This is a genomic window from Sphingomonas sp. AP28 (genome assembly GCF_056680455.1).
This window is the reverse complement of sequence record NZ_CM155283.1, coordinates 636,982-662,954: the sequence shown is the minus strand read 5'-3', so window position 1 is coordinate 662,954 and position 25,973 is coordinate 636,982. Positions and strand designations below refer to the sequence as shown.

The 25,973-nt window shown below is 65.0% G+C and carries 26 protein-coding genes; 14 read left to right on the top strand and 12 right to left on the bottom strand.

The genetic code is table 11. The annotated features are described in order from the left end of the window. Positions 1-2: 2 nt before the first annotated feature. From AC1MH0_RS02805 to AC1MH0_RS02790, 4 genes are all read left to right on the top strand, one after another. Positions 3-359 (top strand): hypothetical protein, encoded by a 357-nt coding sequence (locus tag AC1MH0_RS02805; RefSeq protein WP_480964620.1) that lies wholly within the window; start codon positions 3-5, stop codon positions 357-359. Position 360: 1 nt separating this feature from the next. Further along, a complete protein-coding gene (locus AC1MH0_RS02800; protein ID WP_480964619.1) occupies positions 361-669 on the top strand; it encodes a hypothetical protein in 309 nt (102 codons plus the stop codon). Beyond that, entirely contained in the window at positions 666-902 is a 237-nt protein-coding gene (locus AC1MH0_RS02795) for a hypothetical protein (RefSeq protein WP_480964618.1), read from the top strand. Before AC1MH0_RS02800 ends, AC1MH0_RS02795 begins: the two co-directional genes overlap by 4 nt. 88 nt (positions 903-990) lie before the next feature. After that, positions 991-1,896 (top strand): site-specific integrase, encoded by a 906-nt coding sequence (locus AC1MH0_RS02790; RefSeq protein WP_480964617.1) that lies wholly within the window; start codon positions 991-993, stop codon positions 1,894-1,896. Between the two features lie 95 nt (positions 1,897-1,991). On the opposite strand, the gene AC1MH0_RS02785 is transcribed toward AC1MH0_RS02790, so the two are convergent. Genes AC1MH0_RS02785 through AC1MH0_RS02770 form a run of 4 tightly spaced genes read right to left on the bottom strand, consistent with a single transcriptional unit; the run spans position 1,992 to position 5,687 of the window. Then, positions 1,992-3,008: an arginine N-succinyltransferase gene (locus AC1MH0_RS02785; RefSeq protein ID WP_480964616.1), complete on the bottom strand. Its 1,017-nt coding sequence runs from the start codon at positions 3,006-3,008 to the stop codon at positions 1,992-1,994. Next, on the bottom strand, positions 3,005-4,210 hold the full coding sequence (locus tag AC1MH0_RS02780) for a hydrolase (protein ID WP_480964615.1): 1,206 nt from the start codon (positions 4,208-4,210) through the stop codon (positions 3,005-3,007). Before AC1MH0_RS02780 ends, AC1MH0_RS02785 begins: the two co-directional genes overlap by 4 nt. Before the next feature lie 40 nt (positions 4,211-4,250). After that, positions 4,251-5,153 carry a DUF481 domain-containing protein gene (locus tag AC1MH0_RS02775; RefSeq protein WP_056481996.1) on the bottom strand — a complete coding sequence of 301 codons (903 nt, stop codon included), beginning with the start codon at positions 5,151-5,153 and terminating at the stop codon, positions 4,251-4,253. A 39-nt stretch (positions 5,154-5,192) separates the two neighbouring features. After that, on the bottom strand, positions 5,193-5,687 hold the full coding sequence (locus AC1MH0_RS02770) for an RNA pyrophosphohydrolase (protein WP_056481993.1): 495 nt from the start codon (positions 5,685-5,687) through the stop codon (positions 5,193-5,195). Between the two features lie 74 nt (positions 5,688-5,761). Between AC1MH0_RS02770 and AC1MH0_RS02765 the strand changes: the two genes are divergently transcribed. From AC1MH0_RS02765 to AC1MH0_RS02755, 3 genes are all read left to right on the top strand, one after another. Then, positions 5,762-6,664, top strand: coding sequence for a histone deacetylase family protein (locus AC1MH0_RS02765; protein WP_480964614.1), 903 nt, complete (start codon positions 5,762-5,764; stop codon positions 6,662-6,664). A 33-nt stretch (positions 6,665-6,697) separates the two neighbouring features. Further along, complete coding sequence (locus tag AC1MH0_RS02760; protein WP_480964613.1) at positions 6,698-8,059, top strand: cryptochrome/photolyase family protein; 1,362 nt, start codon at positions 6,698-6,700, stop codon at positions 8,057-8,059. A 207-nt stretch (positions 8,060-8,266) separates the two neighbouring features. Further along, positions 8,267-9,511, top strand: coding sequence for a class I SAM-dependent methyltransferase (locus tag AC1MH0_RS02755; protein ID WP_480964612.1), 1,245 nt, complete (start codon positions 8,267-8,269; stop codon positions 9,509-9,511). 81 nt (positions 9,512-9,592) lie between these two features. Here the strand turns inward: AC1MH0_RS02755 and AC1MH0_RS02750 are convergent, their stop codons facing one another. Next, positions 9,593-10,303: an SDR family NAD(P)-dependent oxidoreductase gene (locus tag AC1MH0_RS02750; RefSeq protein WP_480964611.1), complete on the bottom strand. Its 711-nt coding sequence runs from the start codon at positions 10,301-10,303 to the stop codon at positions 9,593-9,595. A gap of 16 nt (positions 10,304-10,319) precedes the next feature. Continuing rightward, entirely contained in the window at positions 10,320-11,777 is a 1,458-nt protein-coding gene (gene purF / locus AC1MH0_RS02745; protein ID WP_056058607.1) for an amidophosphoribosyltransferase, read from the bottom strand. 120 nt (positions 11,778-11,897) lie between these two features. Between purF and hisI the strand changes: the two genes are divergently transcribed. The 4 genes from hisI to AC1MH0_RS02725 are packed head-to-tail and all read left to right on the top strand — an operon-like array spanning position 11,898 to position 15,033. Beyond that, positions 11,898-12,260, top strand: coding sequence for a phosphoribosyl-AMP cyclohydrolase (gene hisI / locus AC1MH0_RS02740; protein ID WP_133019667.1), 363 nt, complete (start codon positions 11,898-11,900; stop codon positions 12,258-12,260). Beyond that, positions 12,257-12,742 carry a hypothetical protein gene (locus AC1MH0_RS02735; protein WP_480964610.1) on the top strand — a complete coding sequence of 162 codons (486 nt, stop codon included), beginning with the start codon at positions 12,257-12,259 and terminating at the stop codon, positions 12,740-12,742. The genes hisI and AC1MH0_RS02735 overlap by 4 nt, the downstream gene beginning before the upstream one ends. A gap of 32 nt (positions 12,743-12,774) precedes the next feature. Next, complete coding sequence (locus AC1MH0_RS02730) at positions 12,775-13,227, top strand: MerR family transcriptional regulator (protein ID WP_480964609.1); 453 nt, start codon at positions 12,775-12,777, stop codon at positions 13,225-13,227. 3 nt (positions 13,228-13,230) lie between these two features. After that, entirely contained in the window at positions 13,231-15,033 is a 1,803-nt protein-coding gene (locus AC1MH0_RS02725; protein WP_480964608.1) for an acyl-CoA dehydrogenase C-terminal domain-containing protein, read from the top strand. Between the two features lie 235 nt (positions 15,034-15,268). On the opposite strand, the gene AC1MH0_RS02720 is transcribed toward AC1MH0_RS02725, so the two are convergent. From AC1MH0_RS02720 to AC1MH0_RS02710, 3 genes are read right to left on the bottom strand one after another with little or no spacing between them, the layout of a single operon-like run. Next, entirely contained in the window at positions 15,269-16,564 is a 1,296-nt protein-coding gene (locus tag AC1MH0_RS02720) for a cell wall hydrolase (protein ID WP_480964607.1), read from the bottom strand. A 47-nt stretch (positions 16,565-16,611) separates the two neighbouring features. Next, entirely contained in the window at positions 16,612-17,532 is a 921-nt protein-coding gene (cysK, locus tag AC1MH0_RS02715; RefSeq protein WP_480964606.1) for a cysteine synthase A, read from the bottom strand. Then, positions 17,529-18,881: an MFS transporter gene (locus AC1MH0_RS02710; RefSeq protein WP_480964605.1), complete on the bottom strand. Its 1,353-nt coding sequence runs from the start codon at positions 18,879-18,881 to the stop codon at positions 17,529-17,531. Before AC1MH0_RS02710 ends, cysK begins: the two co-directional genes overlap by 4 nt. A gap of 455 nt (positions 18,882-19,336) precedes the next feature. On the opposite strand from AC1MH0_RS02710, the gene pdhA reads away from it, so the two are divergent. After that, positions 19,337-20,389, top strand: coding sequence for a pyruvate dehydrogenase (acetyl-transferring) E1 component subunit alpha (gene pdhA, locus AC1MH0_RS02705; RefSeq protein ID WP_056048766.1), 1,053 nt, complete (start codon positions 19,337-19,339; stop codon positions 20,387-20,389). Beyond that, on the top strand, positions 20,389-21,816 hold the full coding sequence (locus tag AC1MH0_RS02700; protein WP_480964604.1) for a pyruvate dehydrogenase complex E1 component subunit beta: 1,428 nt from the start codon (positions 20,389-20,391) through the stop codon (positions 21,814-21,816). The genes pdhA and AC1MH0_RS02700 overlap by 1 nt, the downstream gene beginning before the upstream one ends. Positions 21,817-21,853: 37 nt before the next feature. On the opposite strand, the gene AC1MH0_RS02695 is transcribed toward AC1MH0_RS02700, so the two are convergent. The 3 genes from AC1MH0_RS02695 to AC1MH0_RS02685 are packed head-to-tail and all read right to left on the bottom strand — an operon-like array spanning position 21,854 to position 25,178. Then, the gene (locus AC1MH0_RS02695) at positions 21,854-22,639 is read right to left on the bottom strand and encodes a TadE/TadG family type IV pilus assembly protein (RefSeq protein ID WP_480964603.1); all 786 of its coding nucleotides are present in this window, start codon (positions 22,637-22,639) and stop codon (positions 21,854-21,856) included. Continuing rightward, positions 22,636-23,247: a TadE/TadG family type IV pilus assembly protein gene (locus tag AC1MH0_RS02690; protein WP_480964602.1), complete on the bottom strand. Its 612-nt coding sequence runs from the start codon at positions 23,245-23,247 to the stop codon at positions 22,636-22,638. The genes AC1MH0_RS02695 and AC1MH0_RS02690 overlap by 4 nt, the downstream gene beginning before the upstream one ends. Beyond that, positions 23,244-25,178 (bottom strand): Tad domain-containing protein, encoded by a 1,935-nt coding sequence (locus AC1MH0_RS02685; protein ID WP_480964601.1) that lies wholly within the window; start codon positions 25,176-25,178, stop codon positions 23,244-23,246. The genes AC1MH0_RS02690 and AC1MH0_RS02685 overlap by 4 nt, the downstream gene beginning before the upstream one ends. 132 nt (positions 25,179-25,310) lie before the next feature. On the opposite strand from AC1MH0_RS02685, the gene AC1MH0_RS02680 reads away from it, so the two are divergent. Further along, the gene (locus tag AC1MH0_RS02680) at positions 25,311-25,964 is read left to right on the top strand and encodes a squalene/phytoene synthase family protein (protein WP_480964600.1); all 654 of its coding nucleotides are present in this window, start codon (positions 25,311-25,313) and stop codon (positions 25,962-25,964) included. Positions 25,965-25,973 lie beyond the last annotated feature (9 nt).

Below are 25,973 nucleotides of genomic sequence, written 5' to 3'. Positions count from 1 at the left end.
ACATGTCCGTCATCGAAGAACTGATCGCCGAGGCCAAGCGCCAGCGCCGTAATTCGCCACCGCCCGCCTACTTGTCGTTCGTCGACAAGGCCCTGTGGCGTCTCGGGTGGCTGGACGGCTGGTGCGTCCTGAAAGGCGAGATTGCCAAGCGCCGCCCGTTCCGCTGGGCGTGGCAGGCCAAATGCGCCGTGCTGCTTTACACCGAGTGGAACGCGCCGAAAGGCCACGAGGCCCGCGCATCGATCCGGCAACAGTGGAGCTATGCAGGCGGCCTAGCGGAAATGCTCGACGAAGCCGGTGAAGGCTACCTTTCCCCATCCGACGCGATCGACGAAGATCGCCAGTACTGGGACGAATAGCATGAACCCGACCACCAACACCGAGGCGGGGGCTGTTGCAGACGTGGCGGCGCCCAAGTTCGTCGCGGCTGGAACCGTGATCATGCGCCGATCGGATGTCATTGGTCTGCTGCACAAGCGGATCGCGCAGGCGCATGAAGAGGCCCGCGACGTTGGCGAGAACGGCAGCGTGGCGAAGTTCACCGCGGTTCGCCACAAAATCGCGGCGTACATGGCCTTGCTCAGCGATATGCGCGCTGTTCCAAAGTTCATCAACGAGACGCCTGCCACGCTTGCCCAGCACCTTGAGCAGGGGGCGACGGCATCATGAGCGCTGCACCGTATTGGCCGCGCATGCTCAAGCGATCCACGGCCGCGCAGTATTGCGAGCTCACCCCGCAGCAGTTCGACGCCGAGGTCTATGCTGGCCGCCTGCCGATGTCGGTTGCGATGGCCGGCGGGCCGCGGTGGGACCGCGCCGCGCTGGACACCAGCCTCGACGAGATGTCGGGCGGGGGCAACGACTGGCGCAAGGATCAACCGGGGCTGCGCAGTGCCGCATGATCTCCCCAAATATGTGAAGCGGGTTCGCTCGAAGGGTAAGGAGTATCTGTACTTCGACACCGGCAAAGTGGTCGACGGGAAGCGTCTGATGACGCGCCTTCCTGGTCTTCGTGCAGACGGGTTCGGGGGCAGCTATGCCGCCCTGATGGGCCACCGCAACCGGAAGGTGAAGTCGGCGCTGATGACCGTGCCGATACTCGTCGGTCTCTATCAGCGCAGCGTGGCCTATGGCACGCTCAAGCCGGCATCGAAGAAGCTGTACGACATCTACCTTCGTCGTCTGGAGAAAGCGCTGCCGACCGCGCCAGTTACCGGGATCACGAAAGGCGACATGCGGACGCTGCTCGATAAGATGGGCGCCACGCCAGGTGCGGCGAACGCCTTCTTGCGGACGAGCGGCGCGTTGTTCGCATGGGCTGTTGATCGCGATCACCTGCTCAAGAATCCGTGCGATGGTATCGCGCAGATGGCGGGTGGCGAGCACGAGCCATGGCCGACCCCAGTTCTCCGGGCAGGCTTGGCGGCCGAGGACGACGCTGTTCGGCTGCTCGTGAACCTCCTCTACTATACCGCGCAGCGGCTGGGCGACGTGCTTAAGATGCAGTGGTCCGACGTCGCCGACGATCGGGTCGAGGTGGTCCAGGACAAGACGAAGAAGCCGCTCAGCATCCCTATCCATAGCGCACTTAAGGCGGAGCTTGCCCTGCGGACGCGGGGGGAGGGGCCGATATGCCTTACGACCCACGGCAAGCCGATGCGCGACGACAACGCTCGCAAGATCCTCAAGGCGTTCTCAGCCGCCGCCGGCGCGCCGAGCGTGCCGCACGGCCTGCGTAAGAACGCCGTGATCGCGCTGCTCGAGGCTGGCTGCTCGGTTGCTCAGACCGCCGCGGTTAGCGGTCAATCGCTCTCAATGGTGGAGTGGTACGCCCGCCGCCGCAATCAATCGACGCTCGCCGATGCCGCAATGGAGGCATGGGAGAGCAAATCGTGAACTTACAAACAGTGGAAAACTCCGCTCGCGACTCGCGCAATTCCGCCATCTCGGGTTATCTGTAAGTTAACCCGACGCCCGAGGAAGCGTATGCGTCAGATACGGGGGACATGCATGACGCGATCGGCCCCCCGGATATCGAGCGTGCGCGCGCAATCCTCGGCCAGCACGACGCCGTCGTCAGTCTCGCGGACCTTCCCGAATGCCGCGCGGAAGTCGGCGAGGGTGCCCATCGCGACCAGGGCGTCCTTGCCGTCGTCGCCACCGATCCCGACCACGGTGCCGTCGCGCGCATCGGCGATCGAGCGGACCTGATCGGTGCGCGCGGTCATCGTCGGGCCGCCGTCGAAGATGTCGACGTAGTTCTCGAACGCGAACCCCTCGTTCTCGAGCATCCGCATCGCCGCGCGGCCCGAGGGATGCGGAAGGCCGATTGCGGCACGCGCGGTCTCGGTGAGCATCGCGGTGTAGATCGGATGCTTGGGCATGAGGTCGGCGATGAACTGGTGGCCGTTGATCGCATTGAACTGATCCGCGTCCTGGAAATTCATCCCGAAGAAGCGACCCGCAAGCCCGTCCCAGAATGGCGAGCCGCCCGCTTCGTCGATCACGCCGCGTAGCTCGGCGAGGATTCGGTCGGCGAAGCGCGCGCGGTGCATCTTGATGAACAAATAGCGGCTGCGGGCGAGCAACAGGCCCAAGCCGCCGGCCCGCTCGCCCGGGTGCAGGAAGAGCCCGCCGACCTCGCTCGCGCCCTCGAGATCGGTGGCGAGCGAGAGCATGTCGGCGCGGAAGGTGCGGTTCAGCTCGCGGCTGTGCTGTGTCAGCTGGCCGATCCGGTAGCTGTAGAACGGATAGCTTTGTCCCACTTGCGTGAAGATCTGGCAGGTGCCGCGGACTTCCTTCGTCTCGGTATTTTCGAGGATCAGGACGAACAGCTCGTCCTGGACAGGGCCGTCGGTGCGCGCGAAGGCGGCGTGGCTGCGTTCGAGCTTGGTGGTGAGGGCGCGGCGGTCGGGCGGCAGATTGGTGAAGCCGCCGCCGGTCAGCTTGGCCATTTCGTAGAGGTGCTGAAGGTCGTCGTCGACCGCGGCCCGGATCCTGAAGCTCACAAGCGGCCCTCCGCGATACGCAATATGGTGACCGCCGACAGCGCCGCGCGTTCGGCGAGGCTGTCGGGGATCATGAATTCGTCGGTCGAATGGATCGCGCCGCCGCGGACCCCCATTGTGTCGACGACCGGCACGCCGGCGGCCGCGATGTTGTTGCCGTCGCAGACGCCGCCGGTGGCTTTCCAGGCGATGTCGAGGCCAAGGTCCGCGCCGGAGGCCTTGACCAGATCGAACAGGCGCGCGGCGCCGTCGTCGATCGGCTTCGGCGGGCGGCTGAAGCTCCCATGGACCTCGATGCGGACGTCGTGCTCGGCAGTAACCATCGCAACGGCGGAGTCGATGTGCGATTGCGCCCGCGCGATATCGTCGAGCGTCGCGGGGCGGAAGTTGATGCGGAGGATGGCGAGGTCGGGGACGACGTTGTTCGGACCACCGCCCTCGATCCGCGCCGGGTTCACCGCGAGACGGGGTCCGCGGACCTTCGACAAGCGCACCGCGATATCGGCCGCCGCGACGAGCGCGTTGCGGCCGTCTTCGGGGTTGCGGCCGGCGTGCGCGCTGCGACCGTGGACGATGATCGAGAAGTTGCCCGTGCCGCCCCGTGCACCGGCGAGCGTGCCATCAGCGAGGGCAGGTTCGTAGGTCAGCGCGGCGACCTTTCCGTGCGCGGCGCGAGCGAGCAGCGCTGCGGAGGAGAAGGAGCCGGTTTCCTCGTCCGAGTTGATGACGACGTCATAGCCGATCCGCGCGGCGAGGGGGCTGGCCTCGACTGCTCGAAGTGCGGCTAGCATCACGGCGAGTCCGCCCTTCATGTCCGCGACGCCGGGGCCGTTCAGCCTGCCGTCCTCAAGCCACTTTAAGGTCTGAAAGGCGTGATCGACCGGGTAGACCGTGTCCATATGGCCCGTGAACAGCATGCGGACGGGCGCGTCGGGACGCACGACAAGGTGCAGGTGCTTGCCGTGCTCGATAGCAGAGACCACGCCGTCCGCGCCGACATTGTCGACGGGCGTCGGCTCGACCAGCGTGATCTCGCCCGGCAGGCTCGCGAACGCGTCGCCGAGCAATCCGGCCATCGTCGTCAGCCCGGCAAGGTTGCGCGTACCGCTGTTGATCGCCGCCCAAGCCTCGACCTGCGTCAGCATCGGTGCAGCGCCCGCCGTGTCGACCGCATCGCGCTCTATCGGTGTAAGTCCCCTCATCACGCGACCCTAGCGAGGCTGGACGTGTGTGGGAACAGCGTCAGAAGCTGTAGACCAGGGACGCGCGGCTGGTGGTGTCGGTCGAGACCGAACCGACCGGCGGTTCGCTTTCATACTGGACGCTGTACGACAGTGCGGCGGACAGGGGTCCGATCAGCTTGGCGTTGAGCGATGTCGTGCCGCTGAGCGTGCTGTTGTAGCGCTGGACATAGGCGGAGGCGACCTGGCTGACCGACAGGCCGCTCAGGATCCGCACGCTGAAATTGGCGGTGCCACGCGCGGCGATGCTGCTCTGCTCGGTGTCGTCAGTGAATTCGGTGTAGCGATACGCTGGCCCGAGTTCGAGATCGAGCTTGGTCCCTGCGGTCTTGATCACGCTGTAGCCGGCACCGACCGAGGTCGAGTAGCGGTTGAAATAGCCGAGGAACCGATCGCCTTCATATTGCGCGACACCGTAGATATAGGCGCGGTCGTCGATCTTGTAGTTGGGTTCGTACGAGGCGAGATAATGCTCGCGCGTCGTGATGTTCTGGTTCGACTGATAGTCCGCCTGCGCATGGAATTTCTGGCGCCAGCGAAGGCCTTCGCGGTTTAGGTCGAGCACGGCCGTGCCGCCAGCAGTGTCGGAATTGCCTGTCGTCAGATAGCCGCCGACCTCGGCCTTGCCGCTCCACAGGTCGAGGAAGCTGGCCTGGCGAATGACCTGCGTGCGCTGCGCTGCGCGGTCGGCTTTCCACTTTTCGGCGATCGCCAGCACCGCGTCGCCGCTAAGGGGATCGGCGGCGCGTGCGTATTTGGCGATCGTGTTGACGTCCGCTTCGTTCCCCGCCTCCAGCGCCGCGTCGAGCATCGCGCGGATCGTCTCGGGGATCATCACCGACTGCGGATCGGGCGCGTTCGCCAGCAGCAGCGGGGCGAGCAGAAGAGGGGCTAAGCGGCGCACAGCCGTTCCGTAACGGCAGCGTGACGGAATGGGAACTGCTCAGCGTGTCGAGGTTGCGCCGAGATGTGGCGCGAAGGCGGCGAGTACCTGTTCGTAGAGCGCCTTCTTGAACGGCACGATCAGCCGCGGAAGGTCGGCGGGATCGCTCCAGCGCCACGCGCGGAATTCCTCGTGGTCGGTGGCGATGTTGACGTCCGCGTCGGTGCCGAGGAAGCGGTACAGGAACCAGCGCTGCGTCTGGCCGCGCCATTTGCCCTTCCAGACTTTGCCGAGCAGTTCGGGGGGAAGGTCGTAGACGAATTCGCCGGGCGCTTCCGCGATCAGCTCGACTTTGTCCGGCATGACGCCGGTTTCCTCGCCGAGTTCGCGCAGTGCGGCGGCTTCGGCGTCCTCGCCGGGATCGATCCCGCCCTGCGGCATCTGCCATGCCTCCAGCGGTGAATCGTTGCGCTGGCCGACGAAGATCTTCCCCTCCGCGTTCATGAGCATGATGCCGGCGCAGGGACGGTAGGGCAGGGTCGAAACGTCGGTCAAAATAGTCTCCGCAACGCAGGTGCTTGGGGCTCGGGCAACTTGGGAGTCGGCAGGCGCGCTCCTACCTACGGAGCATGATCCACGTCGTCCACCATCCCGACTATGTCACCCCCGCGCCGGCGCGCTCGACCTATCGCTGGAACAAGAACGGGCTGATCCGCGATCTGCTGCTCGACAAGGGCGATGCAGTGACGTGGCACCGCGCCGAAACGACGCCGACCGCGTGGCTGGAAGCGGTGCATGACGAGGATTACGTCGCCGAGGTGCTTCGCGCGGACGTGCCGAAGGAGAAAGAGCGACGGATCGGCTTCCCGGTGACCGCGGCGGTGGCGTCCCGTGCCGCGATCGTGCCGCACGGGACATGGCTGGCCGCCTGCCTTGCGCTGGAGCACGGGTTTGCGGCGAATACGGCGGGCGGGAGCCATCATGCGCTGGCGAACACGGGCGCGGGGTTCTGCGTGTTCAACGATCTTGCGGTGGCGGCGGCGCGGTTGATCGACGAGGGGCGCGTGGCGCGGGTGCTCGTGGTCGATTGCGACGTTCACCAGGGGGATGGGACCGCGGCGCTGCTCGCCGGGCGGCCGGAGATCGCGACCTACTCGATCCATGCGGAGAAGAATTTCCCGGTACGGAAGGCGCGCTCTACGCTCGACGTGCCGTTGCCCGACGGGGTGGGCGACGAGGCGTATCTGGCGACGCTGGAGGCGACCCTGGTGCCGTTGCTCGACGAGTTCCGGCCGGAGCTGATCCTGTATCAGGCGGGCGTGGACCCGTTCGAGGGCGATCGGCTGGGGCGGTTGGCCCTGACACTGGACGGTCTAGCGCGGCGGGAACGGCTCGTCGCTAGCCTGGCGATCAGGCGAGGTCTCCCACTCGCGAGTACGGTCGGCGGGGGCTACGGCGACGATGCGCTGGCGATCGCGGAGCGGCACGTGGCGGCTATCATGACGCTGGGGGAAACTTTCGCAGCGGCGTGATGCTGGATCGCGGGTTGCTGCGTTGGGCAAGCGATGACGACACCTGTTCTTCTCTGGCTGCGCCAGGACCTCCGCCTTCACGATCACCCCGCGCTGATCGCCGCCGCGCATGCCGGGCCGGTGATCCCGGTCTACGTGCTCGACGACGATGCACCGGGGAAATGGAAGATGGGCGGGGCGCAGCGATGGTGGCTGCACCACACTCTCAATGCCTTCTCGAAGTCGCTGCAGGAAAAGGGCTCGGAGCTGGTTCTGCGACGCGGGGAAGCGGTCGAAGTGCTGACAGCATTGATGGAGGAAACCGGCGCTGCCCAGGTGCACGCGATCCGCCATTACGAGTCTTGGTGGCGCAAGGCCGAGGCGGCGCTTGGCGATAGGCTGTGCCTGCATGATGGCAACCATCTTGCCCGCGTCGAGGATGTGAAGACGGGGTCGGGCGGGCAGTTCAAGGTGTACTCGTCGTTCTGGAAGGCGCTCAACCAGATGATGCCGCCGGGCGACCCCGAGCCGGCGCCGCGCACGATCCCCTCGCCGTCGAAATGGCCGAAGAGCGAGAAACTGGCGGACTGGGACCTGCTGCCGGCCAAGCCGGACTGGTCGGCGGGGTTCGGCGACTGGACGCCGGGCGAGGCTCAGGCGTTGGAGAACGCGAAGGCGATGGCGCCGATCGTCGAGGCGTATGACGTCGACCGCAACATTCCGTCGATCGAGGGCACCTCGCGCCTGTCGCCGCATCTTCATTTCGGCGAGATCTCGCCGCGTGCGGTGTGGCATGCGGTCGATGGCCACGGCGACGCGACGACGTTCCGCAAGGAACTGGCGTGGCGTGACTTTACTGATGGCGTCGTGCTGACGATGCCGGATTACGGCGATACGAACGGTCGGCCCAAGTTCGACAAGCTGCCGTGGCGGTCGGGTAAGAACGCCGAGGCGGATCTGAAGGCGTGGCAGGAGGGCAAGACCGGGTATCCGATCGTCGATGCCGGGATGCGACAGCTTTGGGCGACCGGCTGGATGCACAACCGCGTGCGGATGATCACGGCGAGCTTTCTGGTGAAGCATTTGCTGATCGACTGGCGCGAGGGGGAGCGCTGGTTCTGGGATTGCCTGGTCGATGCGGATTACGGGAATAATTCGGTGAACTGGCAGTGGGTCGCCGGGACCGGGGTGGATTCGAACATGTTCGGGCGGATCATGGCCCCGCTGTCGCAGTCGGAGAAGTTCGATGCGGGGGACTATATCCGCGAATGGGTGCCGGAGTTGGCCAAAGTGACCGGCGAAGCGATCCATGATCCGGAGGAATCCGGCTGCCGGCCGAAGGCGTATCCGGCAAAGATCGTCGGCCACCGCGAAGGCCGCGAGCGTGCGCTCGAAGCTGGGCGGCACGCGCGCTAGGGTCGCATTTTCTCCCCTCCCTGGAAGGGAGGGGTTGGGGATGGGTCGGGTTCCGCTCGGTCGACCGTCAGTGGCTCGAACCCACCAACCCACCCCCGGCCCCTCCCTTTAAGGGAGGGGAGTGCATTGTGGTCTTGATTACGTTCCAGCCGTTTCCGCGCCGACGCCTCTTTCCTAGCCGTTGCCCGTGTTGCATGGAGCGCCGCGATGACCGTCGTTTCCGCTTTCGATGATGTGCCCGCTGCGCAGGGTTCCACGGTTACGCGTCTCGTTGCGCCGGTGTTTCACCGCCTGCTCGACCGGATCGATGCGGGGCTTGAGAGTGGCGGCATAGACGCGCATTTGCCCGACGGCACGCGGCGGCTGATCGGCGGTCGGGCTCCGGGGCCTTTACCCATCGTGACCGTTCACCGCTGGCGCGCGCTGGTGCGGTTGGCGACCGCGGGATCGGTCGGCTGGTACGAAGGCTGGGCGGCCGGCGACTGGTCGAGCCCAGACCCGGTACCGCTGTTCGACCTGTTCATGCGCAACCGCCGCTCGCTCGGGGGCGCGGCACGGTCGGGGGGCGTAGTGCGGCTCGCCGCGCGGGCGTGGCATCGGATGCGGCGGAACGATCTAACTGGCTCGCGCAAGAACATCGCCGCGCATTACGATCTCGGCAACGACTTCTACGAAACGTGGCTCGATGCGAGCCTGACCTATTCGAGCGCGATCTTTGCCGAGCCGTTCGACGATGCCGAACCGCATGAGGCGGCGCAGGGGACCAAGCTGCGCGCAATCCTCGACCGGACCGGGGCGCGGGCGGGCGATACGATCCTGGAGATCGGCTGCGGTTGGGGATCGTTCGCCGAGATGGCGGCGCGCGCGGGGGTCGGCGTGCACGCACTGACGCTGTCGACGGAGCAGAAGCGGCAGGTCGACGACCGGATCAGCGCAGCGGGGCTCGACGGCGTGCGCGTGGCGCTGACCGATTACCGCGACGTCACCGGTACCTATGATGCGGTGGCGAGCATCGAGATGGTCGAGGCGGTCGGCGAGGAATATTGGCCGGTGTATCTCGACGCGATCGCGCGGGCGTTGAAGCCGGGCGGGCGTGCGGCATTGCAGTATATCTCGATCGACGATGCGATATTCGATTCCTATTCGCGGAGTGTCGATTTCATCCAGCGCTACGTGTTTCCGGGCGGGATGCTGTTGTCCGAGCCGCGGTTTCGCGCGCTGGCGGAGGCGCGTGGGTTGGCGTGGGAGGACCGGCGCGGGTTCGGGCTGCACTATGCCGAGACGTTGCGGCGGTGGCGCGTCGCGTTCGATGCCGCGGTTGCGGAAGGGCGATTGCCGGCGCGGTTCGATGCGCGGTTCGTAGCGTTGTGGCGCTATTATCTGATGTATTGCGAGGGCGGGTTTCTAGGCGGCGGGATCGATGTCGCGCAGGTCACGCTGGTGAAGCGCTGACGTTTTCCTGCGTACGCAGGAATCCAGGGTAACGGGCGGTGGCGATTGTGATCCTGGGCTCCTGCGTTCGCAGGAGAACGGTTAGGCTACCCGCTCGAAGTGACCAGCTTCAAAACCTTCGATTGCGAGCGCAACGATGCGATCTGCCACGACAGTCGGTTCCTTGACCGAGTTCGGATCCTCGCCCGGATACGCTCGCGCGCGCATCTTCGTCCGGGTAGCCCCAGGATCGACGATTGCCGTACGGATTGCGCTGATCTCGGCCATCTCGTCGCCATACGCGCCAAGCAATGTCTCGAATGCAGCCTTCGAAGCGCCGTAGAGGCCCCAATACGCGCGAGGCTTGCGGCCGACGCTGGAGGTCACGCCGATCACTCTGGCCGACTTGGCCTTCTTCAGCATCGTGTCGAATGCGGCGATCATGGCCGCCTGCGCGCTGACATTGAGCGTCAGAACCTGCGCCATTTCCTTCGGATCGATCGCCGGGACCGACGACAGAGAACCCAGCATGCCAGCGTTAAGCACCAGAATATCGAGGGCATCCCAGCGGTCACCGATCGCCGTCGCCAAGCGCGCGATGGATTCGCTCTCGGCCAAGTCGAGAGGCGCGATCGTCGCCGAGCCACCAGCCGAATGGATCGCCGCCTCGACCTCTTCGAGACCACCCGGCGTACGCGCCGTCAGGACGACATGCGCGCCCTTTGCCGCCAACGCGATCGCGGTCGCAGCGCCGATTCCGCGGCTGGCGCCGGTGACCAAGGCCAGCCGGCCTTCGAGAGGCTTGTCCGTCATATCAGCTCCGCGAGTATCAGATGACGCGTTCGGCGAGCATCGCGAACTGGTCGACTTCCGAGCCTTCGTCATGGTCGGTCAACGTCGTCGGATAGTCGCCGGTGAAGCACGCATCGCAATATTTCGGGCGCACATCCGCGCGCTTCGCCTCGCCGAGCGCCTTGTAAAGCCCGTCGATCGAGATGAAGTTGAGGCTGTCGGCATGAATAAAACCGGTCATCCCACCGAGATCGAGCTTGGCCGCGAGCAGCTTCTCGCGCTCGGGCGTGTCGACGCCGTAGAAGCACGAATGCCGCGTCGGCGGGCTGGCGATCCGCATGTGCACTTCGGCGGCACCGGCTTCGCGCATCATTTCGACGATCTTGAGCGAGGTCGTGCCGCGGACGATCGAATCGTCGACGAGGATGACCCGCTTGCCCTTGATCAGCGCGCGGTTGGCGTTGTGCTTGAGCTTCACGCCGAGGTGGCGGACCTTGTCGCCGGGCGAGATGAACGTGCGGCCGACATAATGCGAGCGGATGATGCCGAGCTCGAACGGGATGCCCGATTGCTGGGCATAGCCGATCGCGGCCGGCGTGCCCGAATCGGGAACCGGGATAACGAGGTCTGCATCGACCGGCGATTCGATCGCGAGCTGCGCGCCGATCGCTTTCCGCACCGAGTAGATCGAGTGATCGTCGACGATCGAATCGGGGCGCGAGAAATACACCCATTCGAAGATGCACGGCCGCGCGGCCATCGGTGCGAACGGGCGGATCGATCGGATCTCGGAACCCTGGACGATGACTAGTTCGCCGGGCTCGATCGCGCGGACGAAGGTGGCGCCGACCACGTCGAGCGCGACCGTCTCGGAGGCGAAGATCACCGCATCGCCTAGCTTGCCCATGACGAGCGGCCGGATACCGAGCGGATCGCGGCAGGCGATCATGCCCTCGGGCGTCATCACGATCAGCGAATACGCGCCTTCGATCTGCTTCAGCGCATCGATGAAGCGATCGAGCAGCGTCCGGTAGTTCGAGGTCGCGACGAGGTGGATGATCGTCTCGGTATCGCTGGTCGACTGGAAGATCGACCCGCGGCGGACGAGCTCGCGTCGCAGCCGCATCGCGTTGGAAATGTTGCCGTTATGCGCTATCGCGAAGCCGCCGGTCGACAGCTCGGCATAGAGCGGTTGGACGTTGCGCAAGGCTGTCTCGCCGGTCGTCGAATAGCGGACATGTCCGCAGGCGACGGTGCCTGGCAGCGACCGGATCACGTCGTCGCGGTCGAAGTTGCCGGCGACGTGACCCATCGCGCGGTGCGTGTGGAAATGCGCGCCGTCGAAGGTCGTGATGCCGGCGGCTTCCTGGCCGCGGTGCTGCAACGCGTGCAGCCCCAGGGCTACGAGCGCGGCTGCGCCATCGGTGGCCGAAACGCCGAACACCCCGCATTCTTCGCGGAGTTTGTCGTCATCATAAGGGTTTGTCGTCAGCATGCCGGTTCTCACGTCGTGCGGAAGCTGCCCTATACGAGCGGATCGCCGGCTTGTCGCCTGTTTGTAATAACATTGCGCGTCGCTGGTCGCATCGGGCCGGGTTTCGGGTATATCCAGGCCATGACACACAGCCGCGACACGGGCCTGACGCTCGATCCGAAATTTGATTCCGCCGGGCTCCTGACCGCGGTCGTCACCGATCGCGTATCGGGCGACGTGCTGATGGTCGCGCATATGAATGCGGAGGCGCTGGCGGAGACGCAGGCGACCGGCGAGGCGCATTTCTGGTCGCGGAGCCGCGAAAAGCTCTGGAAGAAGGGCGAAACGTCGGGGAACGTGCTGCGCGTCGCCGAGCTTCGGATCGATTGCGATCAGGATGCGGTGTGGGTGATCGCGGACCCGGCGGGGCCGGCGTGCCATACCGGCGAGCGGACGTGTTTCTTCCGGCGGATCGAAGGGGGCAAGCTGGTGCCGGCCGAATGAAGCGCGCGTTGCTGCTCGCGCTCGTCCTCTGCGGGTGTGGGCGGGAGCCGGCGACTGCTGTGGCGGACACCGCCGGGGCTCGGCTCGAAGCTGCGGCCGAAACGGCGGGGATCGTGCCCGACCCGAACGCGCCGCTGCAGGGATCGTGGGCGCGCGATACTGACCGGCTCTGCGTCGTCGGTACTGAGAAGACCGCACGGATCGGCGTCAGCGTCGACTATGGCGAGGATCAGGCGTGCGCCGGATCAGGGACCGTGGAGCGGTCGGGCGATGCGCTGAAACTCGCGTTCGGTACCTGCAAGTTCGACGCACGCTTCGACGGTGATCGGATCGTTTTTCCCGCCGAGGTCCCTGAAGCCTGCGAGTCCCTCTGCAGCGGCCGCGCCTCGCTCGCGGCACTGACCGTCGACCGGCTCAGCGAATCGCGATCGGAGGCTGTGACGCTACGGTCGACGAAGGGAAAGTTGCTCTGCGGCAATTGACGTTGACGTAAACGAGAGTTATTTCTCCGGGGATGGCGACACAAGCATCCCCTCGATTGCGGGCGACCCCGCAATCCTACGCGGTGATCGAGCCGCGGCATGATCGCGAAAGCTTCACGATCTCCGACCTCTCCGCCGAATTCGACGTGACCGCGCGGGCGCTTCGTTTCTACGAGGACGAAGGCCTGATCGCGCCCGAGCGTCGCGGTACTCAACGCATCTATTCGCACCGCGACCGCGCCCGGCTCGCCTGGATTCTCAGAGGCAAGCGCGTCGGGTTCAGCCTCGGCGAGATCCGCGAGATGATCGACCTCTACGATCTCGGCGACGGCCGCCGTGCGCAGCGCCAGGTCGTGATCGAGCGCAGCCAGGCGCGGATCGCGCTGCTGACCGCGCAGAAGCGCGACATCGATCTCGCCATCGACGAACTCACCAGTTTCGTGGCCCTCCTCGAAGTGAGCCGCGCCCAGGACAACCAAGGATAAACCATGCCCCAGTATACGCCCCCCGTCCGCGACACGCGTTTCGTCCTCGAGCATGTCGTCGGCCTCGATCGCTACAATAACCTCCCCGGCTTCGATGCGGCCTCGCCCGACGTCGTTGACGCAGTGCTCGAAGAAGGCGGCAAGTTCGTCGCCGAGGTGCTGTTCCCGTTGAACCTGTCGGGTGACCAGCAGGGCTGCACGCGGCATGAGGACGGCTCGGTGACGACGCCGGACGGCTTCAAGGAAGCGTATAAGCAGTATGTCGAGAGCGGCTGGGCGACGCTCGGCAACCAGCCTGAATATGGCGGGCAGGGCATGCCGCACGTCGTCTCGACCGCGTTCCAGGAATACATGATCTCGTCGAACATGGCGTTCGCGATGTATCCAGGGCTCACGCACGGCGCGATCGCCGCGCTGATCGCCAAGGGCTCGGACGCGCAGAAGGCGATGTACGTGCCGAAGATGGTGTCGGGCGAATGGGGCGGGACGATGAACCTGACCGAGCCGCAGTGCGGTACCGATCTCGGCCTGATCCGCACCAAGGCCGAGCCGCAGGCGGATGGCTCGTACGCGATCACCGGCACGAAGATCTTCATCTCGTCGGGCGAGCATGACCTGACCGAGAACATCATCCACCTCGTGCTGGCCAAGACGCCAGGCGCGCCGGACAGCTCGAAGGGCATCTCGCTGTTCGTCGTGCCGAAGTTCCTGGTGAACGAAGACGGTTCGCTCGGCGCGCGCAACGGCGTCACCTGCGGCTCGATCGAGCACAAGATGGGCATCCACGCGAACTCGACCTGCGTGATGAACTATGATTCGGCGACCGGTTGGCTAGTCGGCGAGGAGATGAAGGGTCTCGCCGCGATGTTCATCATGATGAACGCCGCACGTCTCGGCGTAGGCCTCCAGGGGCTCGGCGTCGCCGAAGTCGCCTACCAGAACGCCGTCCAGTACGCGCAAGATCGCCGCCAGGGTCGCGCGCTGACCGGGCCGAAGGAGCCGCAGGAGAAGGCGGACACGCTGTTCGTGCATCCCGACATCCGCCGCATGCTGATGGAGGGCAAGTCGCTGACCGAGGGCCTGCGCGCGCTGATCCTGTGGACCGCGCTTCAGGCCGATCTCGAGCATCACGCCGAGACCGAGGAAGAGCGCCAGCTCGCCGGTGACATCATCAGCCTGCTGACCCCGGTCATCAAGGGCTACGGCACCGACATGGGCTATGCGATCGCGACCAACGCGCAGCAGGTTTACGGCGGCCACGGCTACATCGCCGAATGGGGCATGGAGCAGTATGTCCGCGATGCGCGGATCGCGATGATCTACGAGGGCACCAACGGCGTGCAGGCGATGGACCTGGTCGGGCGCAAGCTCGCGCAGAATGGCGGGCGCGGGATCCAGGCGTTCTTCAAACTGGTGGCGGACGATGTCGCGGCAGCGAAGGGCGATCCGGCGACGGCATCATTCGCCGAGGCACTGGAGAAGGCGAACGGCCAGCTTCAGGCGGCGACGATGTGGTTCATGGCGAACGGTATGAAGAACCCGGAGAACGTGGGTGCCGGCGCGGTCAGCTACATGCACCTGATGGGGATCGTCGCGGTCGGCACGATGTGGCTGCGGATGGCGGTCGCTGCGACCAAGCTGAAGGCGGCGGGCGAGGGCGAGACTGCGTTCCTCGACGCCAAGCTGGTCACGGCGCGCTTCTATGCCGAGCGGATACTGCCGGATGCCGGCGCGCTGCGTCGCAAGATCGAAGGCGGAGCTGAGTCGCTGATGGCGCTGCCACCCGAAATGTTCATGGCCGCCTGATCGCAGGTGGGGCGGGTTGCTCAGGCAGTCCGCCTCGCGTTCGTTGGCAAACTGCCCCTCGCAACCCGTTCGTGCTGAGCGAAGTCGAAGCGCCTGCGCTACGACCATGCCTTCGACTTCGCTCAGGACGAACGGACAACAAGGCAGGCCACAGCCTTCTCACCATGCCGGACTGGTTTTGGGGGTGACGGAGTGGCGTTGCCACTACGTCGACCAACCGCACACTGATGATCGATCAGTTCTGCTTGGCGACGCCAGTCACAGGTGTCGGAACCGCTGCGGGTAGCGATGGCGCGGTATTTGGCTTGCGCCGTACGCCGTTCAACTCGGCAGCGACTGGCCCAGTGGGCGCAACGACTGCAGGCACCGGCACCGCGGTTAAAGTCGCCTGCACCCGCATGCATTGCGCCGGATCGGCACGCTTGAACTGCCGGCAGTTCCACAGCGACTTCTCATAATTGCTCGACCGATCGCGCAGGTAGCTGAAGCCCATCGCCGCAGTCTGGGCCGGTGCCAGGGGCAGCGACGTCGGCGCCTTGCTCCCATCCACCCACGCCATGTACCGGCAGAACGGCTTGTCCCCACACGCCTGGGCCGCAAGCGCAGTGAGCCCGTCCGCAGTCTGGTTACGCGGCAGGGCGACCAAAATCGTATCACCGTCGAGGGGCACTACTGGAGCGGACGCAGGCGTCGCCTCGGCAGCCGAGCCGAACCCCATCGCGATCGACGCTTCCGCCAATGCCGCATCCGCCTCGGCGAGCGCGGCGCCCGTCTTGTGCGCGTCGGACAGGCCGGCAAGCTGCGCGATCACCGGCTCGACGGTCTCGGGATGACGCCCGAACGCGGGCGGCGTGCCCCACCAGCCCGACCAGCGGAAGAACAGATGCGTGTTTACGGCCGTGATCTTGTCGAGGCTCGACTGCCAATACGGCACGACCCAGTTGGTATGGTAGTGTGTGGCATAGCCGACTTGGCTGAACACCGCGCCGCCAAGCGCCGCGCCGGCGACTTCGCGCGCGCGGCGCCAGGCGTCCTCGGTCGGGTGCCAGCGGGTGATCGCGCCGTCGCAGCTGAAGCTGAACTGGCAACCGGTGGTACGGTCCTGTCCTTCGAACACGACTCCGCACACGGTCTTGGGGAAGGCCGGATGGCGCAATCGATTGAGCACGACCTGCGCCACCGCGCGTTCGCCGAGCGTGTCGTCGCCGGCTTCGTACAAGATCCCTGCCGCCATACAGTCGGTCGCCCGCGCGAGGTCGTCCGGTGCACCGGCAAAGCGGAACGGCTTTGCCGCCGGATTTGGCTCGGTCGAGAAGGGCACCGTCGCGTTGAAGGCGCGGGCGTCGGTCGGCGTCAGGTCAACGAATTTCAACGGTTCGACCTTGGGTATCTCGGCCTTCGGTACGACACGTTGCCGCGGCAGCGCCATGTGCTTGGCCGGGACGATGACCGGCGCATTGACAACGACCCAGGCCGGACCGACGATCGCCAGCCCGACGATGCCGGTCAAAACGCCATGCAACGCGGTCAACCCGCGCGCGGAAGAGGATGATGCGCCGCGCGCGAACGTAGGACCTGTCACTGTTCGGGCAGGAAGTCCGGGACCGACAGATAGCGCTCGCCGGTGTCGTAGTTGAACCCGAGCACCCGAACGTTATCAGGCAGATCGGGGAGCTTCTGGAGGATCGCCGCGAGCGTCGCGCCCGAGCTGATGCCGACCAGCATGCCCTCTTCGGTCGCCGAGCGGCGCGCCATGTCCTTGGCCACTGCGGCATCGACCTCGATCACGCCGTCGAGCGCCTGGGTGTGGAGGTTGACCGGGATGAAGCCGGCACCGATGCCCTGGATCGGGTGCGGCCCGGGCTGGCCACCGGCGATGACCGGCGAGGCGGCGGGCTCGACCGCGTAGACCTTGAGCGAAGGCCATTCCTTCTTCAGTGCCTCGGCGACGCCGGTGATGTGGCCACCGGTGCCGACGCCGGTGATGATCACGTCGATCGGCGTGTCACGGAAGTCGGCAAGGATTTCCTGTGCGGTCGTAGTGACATGCACGGCGATGTTCGCAGGATTTTCGAACTGCTGCGGCATCCACGAGCCGGGCGTCTGCTCGACCAGTTCCTTCGCACGCTCGATCGCGCCCTTCATGCCCTTCTCGCGCGGAGTCAGGTCGAAGGTCGCGCCGTATGCGAGCATCAGGCGGCGGCGTTCGATCGACATGCTCTCGGGCATGACGAGGACGATCTTGTATCCCTTCACCGCGGCGACGAGCGCAAGGCCGATGCCGGTGTTGCCGCTGGTCGGCTCGATGATCGTGCCGCCGGGCTGGAGATGGCCGTCATTCTCCGCCGCCTCGATCATCGCGAGCGCGATGCGGTCCTTGATCGACCCGCCGGGGTTCGAGCGCTCGGACTTCACCCAGACTTCGGATTCGGGGAACAGCTTCGACAGGCGGACGTGCGGCGTGTTGCCGATCGTATCGAGGATCGAGTTGGCCTTCATGGCTTGGCTTCTCCGTGTTCGGGTTCGGTCTCTAGGATCTCTGGGGGATCAAAGGTTTTCGCGCGGCCTAGTTCCGGGAACAGTCGCGCCCAGCCGATCGTGATCGCAATAGCACCGACGCCACCGAACACCACCGCGCCGACGGGGCCGAGCAGCGACGCCATCACGCCGCTCTCGAATTCACCGAGCTCGTTCGAGGCCGAGATGGTGAGCTGCGAGACCGCGCTGACGCGGCCGCGCATGGCGTCGGGCGTGTGGAGCTGGATCAGCGACTGGCGGACATAGACCGAGATCATGTCCGCGCCGCCCGCGACGATTAGCGCGACGAGGCTGAGGACGAAGGCCGGCTGGACGGGGATGCCGGCGATCGTGCCGGGCGCGATGTCGAGCAGGTTCACGATCGGCGTTGCGATGCCGAAGGTCAGGATCGCGAGGCCGAACACGACGACGGCGATCAGCATCTTTACGCCGACATTGGTGCTCATCGGCCGGAACGAGAACCAGATCGCCGTCACCGCGGCGCCAATGCCCATGCCGGCTGCGAGTACGCCCAACCCTTGCGAGCCGACGTGCAGGATGTCGCGGGAGTAGACCGGGAGCAGCGACGTTGCGCCGGCGAGTAGCACCGCGAACAGATCGAGCGTGATCGTCGCGAGGACGAGGCGGTTGCGGCGGACATAGGTGAAGCCCTCGATGATGCGGGCGAGGGGGCGATGGTCGGTCTGCGCGGCGGGCTGAGGCACCGGGCCGATCAGGAACATGAAGAGGAGCGCGACGACGAACAGGATCGTCGCGACGCCGTATGCGACCTCCGGGTGGATCGCGTAGAGGAGGCCCCCGACACTGGGGCCCGCGATCGTGCCGACCTGCCAGGCGATCGAGCTGACCGCGATCGCGGTCGGGAGGACGGCGCGGGGGACCAGGTTGGGGGCGAGCGCGGAATAGGCCGGGCCGGAGAAGGCTCGGGCGACACCGAACGCGACGGCAGCCACGAACAGGACGCCGAGCGTGAGGTGGCCGGTCCAGGTCAGCAACCACAATGTCGCGGCGGTGAGCACCAGCAGCGCCGTCGTGCCGCGGACGATCCAGCGGCGGTCGAAGCTGTCCGCGACTAGGCCGGTGATCGGGGTGAGCAGGAACAGCGGCACGAACTGCGCGAACCCGATCATGCCGAGCATGAAGGCGGCCTGGCGGATGTCCATCGTCTCGCGGGCGATGTTGTAGACCTGCCAGCCGATCACGATCGACATCGCGCTGACGGCTAGGGTGCCGGTGAAACGGGACAGCCAATAGGCGCGGAAATTGGCGATCCGTAAGGGATGCTGGTGGGGGTCTGCGGTGGAGTCCATTGCGGTTGGCTTTAGGCGGTGGCGAGAGGGAAGGGCAACCGGAGCTTTGCTTGGGGTGAGGATAGTGGCTTAAAGCTAAGCCAGTGTGTTTCCCCGCGAAGGCGGGGACCCAGACTGGGCTCCCGCCTTCGCGAGAGAACAAGGGGGTGGGGAGGGGGCTACGTTGCCGCCCGTGTGCGTGCGATCACCCCCCCGCCCCCTCAGCAGCACCACGGCGAAGGCCGGGGCCCAGTTGGGGCGCGTTGCTAGCTGAGAACTGCGCGTCATTACTACGACCTCCCTACTGGGCCCCGGCCTTCGCCGGGGTGGTGGCCTTTTCATAAGGGCAACGGGTGGGAGCGGAACCCATCCCAGGCCCCCAAAACCATCATACCCCAGACGGGAATTGATGTTCCGCCCCGTCCGCGCCTATAGGCTCCCTCAACTCCCCTACGGAAAACGAGGTTTCCCACATCGTGGCCAAGACCCCCCCACCAGCGCGCGCAATCGCCGAACCGCCGATTACGAACCGCGAACGACCGGCCGAACCAAAGCCGTACGAAGCGTCGAAGGATGAACTGCTCGAAATGTATCGGCAGATGCTGCTGATCCGCCGTTTCGAGGAAAAAGCGGGCCAGCTCTATGGCTTGGGCCTGATCGGTGGCTTCTGCCATCTGTATATCGGCCAGGAAGCGGTCGCTGTCGGGCTGCAGTCCGCGCTCAACGGCGAAACCGATTCGGTGATCACCGGCTACCGCGATCACGGCCACATGCTTGCCTACGGGATCGACCCGAAGGTCATCATGGCCGAGCTGACCGGGCGCAATTCGGGTATCTCGAAGGGCAAGGGCGGGTCGATGCACATGTTCTCGACCGAGCATAAATTCTACGGCGGCCACGGCATCGTCGGTGCGCAGGTGTCGCTCGGCACCGGCCTCGCGTTCAAGCACAAATATTCGAACGACGGCGGCATCTGCATGGCCTATTTCGGCGACGGCGCCGCGAACCAGGGCCAGGTGTACGAGAGCTTCAACATGGCCGAGCTGTGGAAGCTCCCGATCATCTTCGTGATCGAGAACAACCAGTACGCGATGGGCACCAGCGTCAACCGCGCCTCCGCCGAGGACCAGCTGTATCGCCGCGGCGAGAGCTTCCGCATTCCCGGCATCCAGGTCGACGGCATGGACGTGCTCGCCTGCCGCGGTGCTGCCGAGGAAGCGCTGGCGTGGGTCCGTGCGGGCAAGGGTCCGGTCATCCTCGAGATGAAGACGTACCGTTACCGTGGCCATTCGATGTCCGATCCGGCCAAGTACCGCACGCGTGACGAGGTCCAGGCGGTCCGCGACAAGTCGGATCCGATCGATCACATGAAGAAGCTGCTCGACGCGCAGGGCGTGACCGAGGCGGACCTCAAGTCCCTTGAACAGGAAATCAGGAAAATCGTGAACGAAGCCGCCGATTTCGCCGAGCAGACCCCGGAGCCGGATGCTGCCGAGCTCTACACCGACGTTCTGGTGGAGAAGTACTGATGGCGATCGAGATCAAGATGCCCGCGCTCTCCCCGACGATGGAAGAGGGCACGCTGGCCAAGTGGCTCGTCAAGGAAGGCGATAGCGTCAAGTCGGGCGACATCCTCGCCGAGATCGAGACCGACAAGGCGACGATGGAGTTTGAGGCGATCGACGAAGGTACGATCGGCTCGATCGCGGTCGCCGAGGGTACCGACAATGTGAAGGTCGGCACGGTCATCGCGACGATCCTCGAAGAAGGCGAGAGCGCGAGCGACGCCAAGCCCACCGAAACGCGCTCCGGCGATGCGGCCAACGCTGCGCCGAAGGAGACGCCGTCGGACGACAAGGCACCCCCGGTTCCAGAGGGTTCGTCACCTGCCAAGGCGGAGAGCGGCACGCAGCAGCTCGTCGCGTCGGCAGAGAAAGTCGGCATCTCCGACCCCGCGATCCCCGAGGGCACCGAGATGGTCAAGACGACGGTCCGGGAAGCCCTGCGTGACGCGATGGCCGAGGAAATGCGCGAGGACGACCGCGTCTTCGTGATGGGCGAGGAAGTCGCGCAGTATCAGGGCGCGTACAAGGTCACGCAGGGCCTGCTCGATGAGTTCGGCGACCGTCGCGTGATCGACACGCCGATCACCGAATACGGCTTTGCCGGCATCGGTGCGGGCGCGGCGATGGGCGGCCTTCGCCCGATCGTCGAGTTCATGACCTTCAACTTCGCGTTGCAGGCGATCGACCACATCATCAACTCGGCCGCCAAGACCAACTACATGTCGGGTGGCCAGATGCGCTGCCCGATCGTGTTCCGCGGTCCCAACGGCGCCGCGTCGCGCGTGGGTGCGCAGCATTCGCACAATTTCGCGGCGTGGTATGCGAGCGTGCCCGGCCTGATCGTGATCGCGCCGTATGACGCGGCGGACGCGAAGGGCCTGCTCAAGGCCGCGATCCGCACCGAGGATCCGGTCGTGTTCCTCGAGAACGAGCTGATGTACGGCCGCAGCTTCGACGTCCCCAAGCTCGACAACCACGTCCTGCCGATCGGCAAGGCGCGGATCGTCCGCGAGGGCAAGGACGTCACGATCGTCAGCTACTCGATCGGCGTCGGCATTTCGCTCGAAGCTGCCGAGAAGCTCGCCGACGAGGGCATCGACGCGGAGGTCATCGACCTGCGCACGCTGCGCCCGCTGGACACCGAGACGGTGCTGAAGAGCCTCGCCAAGACCAACCGCATGATCATCGTCGAAGAGAACTGGGCAACCTGCTCGATCGCCTCGGAGATCGTGTCGGTGGTGATGGAACACGGCTTCGACGACCTCGACGCCCCGGTGCTGCGCGTGACCAACGAGGACGTGCCGATGCCCTACGCGGCGAACCTCGAAAAGCTGATGCTGGTCGACGTCGCGAAGGTCGTCGCGGCTGTCAAGAAGGTCACGTACAAGTAAGTTTTAGGCGCAGTCGCGTAACCGCCGCGACTGCGCTTCAGCTCGAATATGTGTCGCAGGTGTTGCGCGTTGCGGCGGGCGACGGATTGTAGACCTGACCGAAATCTCGCCGGTCGCGTACGATGAACGACGCGATATAATGGAGCTTGGCAGCCCCGCCGGGCAGCCATCCGGTTCCTGCGACCGGCTTGTAGTCGTAATTGATCTCGACGAACATCACGCCCGAATTGTTTGGCGCGATGACCTTCGCCCCTGCATCGCCCATCCCGCCGACGATCACGCTACCGGGATGCGATGCAGAATTGTCGGCCCCCGACTGGTTGGTATTGACGCCGGCAGTCGGATCATAGGGTACCGCGTTGTTATCTGCTGCGGACGGCGTTCCGCCCGAAATTCGGGTGCGTCCATAGCTTGAGTCGTAGCCAGCGCCGGATTTCGTTCCGAGGCATCGTTGCCAATGGATCGTCTGCTTGCCGTCCTTGTCCGCTTCCAGGCTTGACACGGTAATCCGGCCTCGCGTGGTCAGGTCCCATCCGAGCCCCTGGATCTTGGCGGCGGCGAACGTATCGTTGATGTCGACCTCGCGCAGTTGCTGCGTAGCCAGAGAGCTTTGCATTCCCACGCGCGAGGCGTTGTCGGCCAAATTGAGCGCGATCTGGCTGACGCGGAGGTTCGCCAGTGCCAGGTTCGCGGTCTCGACCCCGTAGAGGCCAAGCGCGATGACAAGCGGCGCGGTGAACGCGAACTCAATCAGGGCGAGCCCGGATTGGTCCCGCTGAAATCGCCGGGCGAAGCGTGCGGGGCGAGTGGCGGTTTGGGTCATGTGCATATGTTCTTCACCGCGGCCGTCGACTGGGAGGCGTAGGGCTGGTTCTTCAAGAAGGTCTTCGCGGCAATGACCTGGGTCGACGATCCGCCGAAGAAGCTCGCTACCGGGAACAGGCGTGGATAGCTGATCCTGACCGTGTAGAGCGTCACGTCGTTGGCGCCGCCCTGCCCGGACGAGCCGGGATCGGTGTCGTACGATCCGTTGCCATTGATATCGTCGAAACATTCCTTCGGATCGCGCACGCCGTTGCCGTTCGTATCCGTGAACGGTTCGGGTTTTGCCGATGCAAAGGTCGCGTAGCTCTTGCGCTTCGGCGTGCCTTCGAAGCTCGCACCGGGGGCGGCGGTCTTGACCATCGCCAATACGGCCTGATCGATGGCGGCCGCATTGTCCGCGCCCCCCTGGATCGCTGAATCACGCCCCGCTTTCTGGATCGCGCCCTCCAGGATGGACTGGGTGTAGACCTGATACATCAGCTCGCCCAATCCCATGATCATTGCCAGCATGACCGGAAGGATCATCGCGAATTCGATCGCCGTCACGCCGCGGTGGTCTGCGCGGAACCCTGCGCGCGACCGTTGAATGGCGTTCGCGCGGTTCATTTGGAAATCCGCAACATGGCAACCTGATTGGCGATCGTCTTGAACGCCGTCTGCAGCGAGGCGTTGTCGCTCGCGTAATAGGCTTGGTTGGGCGAAGCGCAGGCCGTCAGTTGCGGTGTTAGCACCTGGCTGAACCCGATCACGAAGACCTTGATATTGCGTGCCTTCGCAGCTGTGCACTCGGCTAGAAAGCGGGCGTTGTGATCCTCCAGTTGTTCAGACTGGTTGCCGTCGGTCACGCGTTTGTCGTACCGTTCGATCCCGTACATGCCGTAAAGGTCGTAATTCGGTTTCATGTCGCCATCGGTCATGAATACGATATATCGGTTCGGCACCGTACGGCCTGGCCAGGGGGCGGTATCGCCGGCGAAAATGCCGGTCGGCGAGATCAATCGGGTTCCCCAGATCATGCCCGTATCGTGGTACGTACCACCCTGCGGCTTGAAGTCGGTGGCGTTGACATAATCGCTGACATCGTCGCGCGACAATTTGGCTAGGCGTTGGACCTTCTTGCCGCATGAAACATAGCCGAGCGATATGTTCTGGTTCCAAGCCGGATTGGGATTGGCGATCATGTTCGTGTAGGTGGCCCGCGCCTGGTCGTTAGGGGTGACATAATAGTCGCCATACGGGGTCGTGCTGTTGCCCGCGAAGATCACGCCGCTAGTCGCCGCCTGCGCTCCAAGACCGCGATAATAGATGACATCGGGCCACATGGGTCGCCAGCGGGTAGCGTCGCTGCTCGGGACCAGATCCGGATCGAGATCGGGCGGAAGGTCGTTCTGGTCGAAACTCGACGCGCCTTGATCGGTATCGCGTTCTTCTAGGCAACCCTGCCAGGTCGCGGTCGCACCGGTGATCTTGCTCGGATCGGGTACCGCGACACCCGTCGTGTATTTGCTGACGTCGTAGCTCACCTGCGTATAGTACCAGTTGGGCCTCACCGGCTGCGACGTCACGGTGCAGGTTCCTACGTTCGACGTCGACGTATTCGCCGTCCACGACACGGTCGAACTGGTTGCGGTGCCCGTAGTCGTATAGCCTTTCGACGGTGAACGCCCTGCATAGGCGTTGCAGGCCGACAGCTGAATGTTCTTGTACGTCGTAGTGCTCGTTAAGCCGTTGTTGACATCGCCGATCACCCGGCGACTTTCATAGTTCCAGTTCTTCACGAGATAGTCACTGGACAGGCTCGAGACGGCATAGCCGGCGTTGACCGTCGACGTGTACGTGACGAAGCCATAGCGAATGTTGGTCGTCGGATCGACGTTGCCGGCCAGCGTGTCATAGAAATTCATCACACCAGTACGCAGACTCGACAGTTTCGAGTTCCACTTCTCGGCCGTGTAATAACCGATGTTACCGTCGTTCTGGGTGTACGTCACGACAGGCTGGCCGCAGCCGTCCGGTCCGTCGCTCGTGTTGCAAGCCATCGACCCGGTGGTATCGAGCACGAACATGATATCCGCATCCGCGACGTCGTAACGCGCCTCGCACTTCACGCTGAGCGTGACGTCGGGGGCGGCGAACATCTTCATGATCGTCATCGGCACCTGCGAACTCGCGGTCCCGGCAACCTGCTGGTCGGTCGTCTTGGTCGGCGTAAACACGGCGGTCTTCGTACCCATCCAGCCCTTCTGGAAATTATTCCTGAAGAACGTGCTCGCCTGGGTGGTTGCGACATCGTCCAGCGTCGAGTTGTCGCTGCTCGTCATGAATTTACGACCGGCGAGCGCGCCGGCGTCGCACGCCTGTTGCAGCCTGACCTTCACGACGTAGAGTCGCGCGGCATCGATCGCCGAACCCGCCAACGCCGCGAGCGGGATCATCGCCGCCGCCATGATCGCAATCGTGTTGCCGCGGACGTCGGTGCGCAACCGGCCAAGAACGGTCGTCGGCTCGTGCAGTCTCGTGTCGTGCTTGCTGATCATTGGTGTTCCGACGAGATCATGATCGATCCCGTCGTCGCCATGCAGGGTGATCCACCAAATCCGGCTCAAGATATATGGTTAAGACGACGGTAAGCTGCTGCGCGGTCGCTGTTATGTCGTTATGGCGAGGCGATGATTCACGCAGACCCCGAGCGAAGCCTTGCGCTCAGTTATGCTGCGGCTGCCAGGCGTCCCGGATTGGCCGCGCTGTTCGCACTCGACGACAGGCTTGCCGCGATACTGCGGTCGACGCGCGAACCGCTGATCGGACAGATGCGACTGACGTGGTGGTACGAGGCTTTGCGGAGGCTCGATATCGCGCCGTCACCCGCCGAACCCGTCTTGGCCGCATTGCAGGACACGGTTTTACCGTCGGGTGTATCGGGCGCGATGCTGGGCAAGTTGACCGACGGGTGGGACGTGCTGCTCGAACCCGATCTCGATGACGCGGCAATCGAGCGGTTCGGGCGCGACCGTGGGCGGCATTTGTTCGAGCTTGCGGCGATCATCCTCTCGGTCAGCGACGATCGTATCGGCCTGGCTGGCGAGGGGTGGGCGCTCGCCGATCTGGCCCACAGGCTTACGGAAACATCAGGTCGTGATCTGGCGCGCGCTCGGGCTCGCGAGGCTCTCGACGCGGCGATGAGGGGGCGATGGCCTTCGTCTGCGCGCGCGCTCGGCGCTCTGGCCCTGTCGGCGCGGTTCGACACGGGGTCGGAGTCCCCTCTACCCGGCAGCCCCAGACGTGTTGCGCGGTTGGCGTGGCATCGATTGACCGGATACTGATCAATCCCC

Bases quoted from the DNA above. Each gene is read 5' to 3' on its own strand.
- AC1MH0_RS02805 (WP_480964620.1), top strand. From the start codon at position 3: ATGTCCGTCATCGAAGAACTGATCGCCGAGGCCAAGCGCCAGCGCCGT.
- AC1MH0_RS02800 (WP_480964619.1), top strand. From the start codon at position 361: ATGAACCCGACCACCAACACCGAGGCGGGGGCTGTTGCAGACGTGGCG.
- AC1MH0_RS02795 (WP_480964618.1), top strand. From the start codon at position 666: ATGAGCGCTGCACCGTATTGGCCGCGCATGCTCAAGCGATCCACGGCC.
- AC1MH0_RS02790 (WP_480964617.1), top strand. From the start codon at position 991: ATGACGCGCCTTCCTGGTCTTCGTGCAGACGGGTTCGGGGGCAGCTAT.
- AC1MH0_RS02780 (WP_480964615.1), bottom strand. From the start codon at position 4,210: ATGAGGGGACTTACACCGATAGAGCGCGATGCGGTCGACACGGCGGGC.
- AC1MH0_RS02765 (WP_480964614.1), top strand. From the start codon at position 5,762: ATGATCCACGTCGTCCACCATCCCGACTATGTCACCCCCGCGCCGGCG.
- AC1MH0_RS02760 (WP_480964613.1), top strand. From the start codon at position 6,698: ATGACGACACCTGTTCTTCTCTGGCTGCGCCAGGACCTCCGCCTTCAC.
- AC1MH0_RS02755 (WP_480964612.1), top strand. From the start codon at position 8,267: ATGACCGTCGTTTCCGCTTTCGATGATGTGCCCGCTGCGCAGGGTTCC.
- AC1MH0_RS02750 (WP_480964611.1), bottom strand. From the start codon at position 10,303: ATGACGGACAAGCCTCTCGAAGGCCGGCTGGCCTTGGTCACCGGCGCC.
- purF (WP_056058607.1), bottom strand. From the start codon at position 11,777: ATGCTGACGACAAACCCTTATGATGACGACAAACTCCGCGAAGAATGC.
- hisI (WP_133019667.1), top strand. From the start codon at position 11,898: ATGACACACAGCCGCGACACGGGCCTGACGCTCGATCCGAAATTTGAT.
- AC1MH0_RS02735 (WP_480964610.1), top strand. From the start codon at position 12,257: ATGAAGCGCGCGTTGCTGCTCGCGCTCGTCCTCTGCGGGTGTGGGCGG.
- AC1MH0_RS02730 (WP_480964609.1), top strand. From the start codon at position 12,775: ATGGCGACACAAGCATCCCCTCGATTGCGGGCGACCCCGCAATCCTAC.
- AC1MH0_RS02725 (WP_480964608.1), top strand. From the start codon at position 13,231: ATGCCCCAGTATACGCCCCCCGTCCGCGACACGCGTTTCGTCCTCGAG.
- cysK (WP_480964606.1), bottom strand. From the start codon at position 17,532: ATGAAGGCCAACTCGATCCTCGATACGATCGGCAACACGCCGCACGTC.
- AC1MH0_RS02710 (WP_480964605.1), bottom strand. From the start codon at position 18,881: ATGGACTCCACCGCAGACCCCCACCAGCATCCCTTACGGATCGCCAAT.
- AC1MH0_RS02700 (WP_480964604.1), top strand. From the start codon at position 20,389: ATGGCGATCGAGATCAAGATGCCCGCGCTCTCCCCGACGATGGAAGAG.
- AC1MH0_RS02695 (WP_480964603.1), bottom strand. From the start codon at position 22,639: ATGACCCAAACCGCCACTCGCCCCGCACGCTTCGCCCGGCGATTTCAG.
- AC1MH0_RS02690 (WP_480964602.1), bottom strand. From the start codon at position 23,247: ATGAACCGCGCGAACGCCATTCAACGGTCGCGCGCAGGGTTCCGCGCA.
- AC1MH0_RS02685 (WP_480964601.1), bottom strand. From the start codon at position 25,178: ATGATCAGCAAGCACGACACGAGACTGCACGAGCCGACGACCGTTCTT.
- AC1MH0_RS02680 (WP_480964600.1), top strand. From the start codon at position 25,311: ATGATTCACGCAGACCCCGAGCGAAGCCTTGCGCTCAGTTATGCTGCG.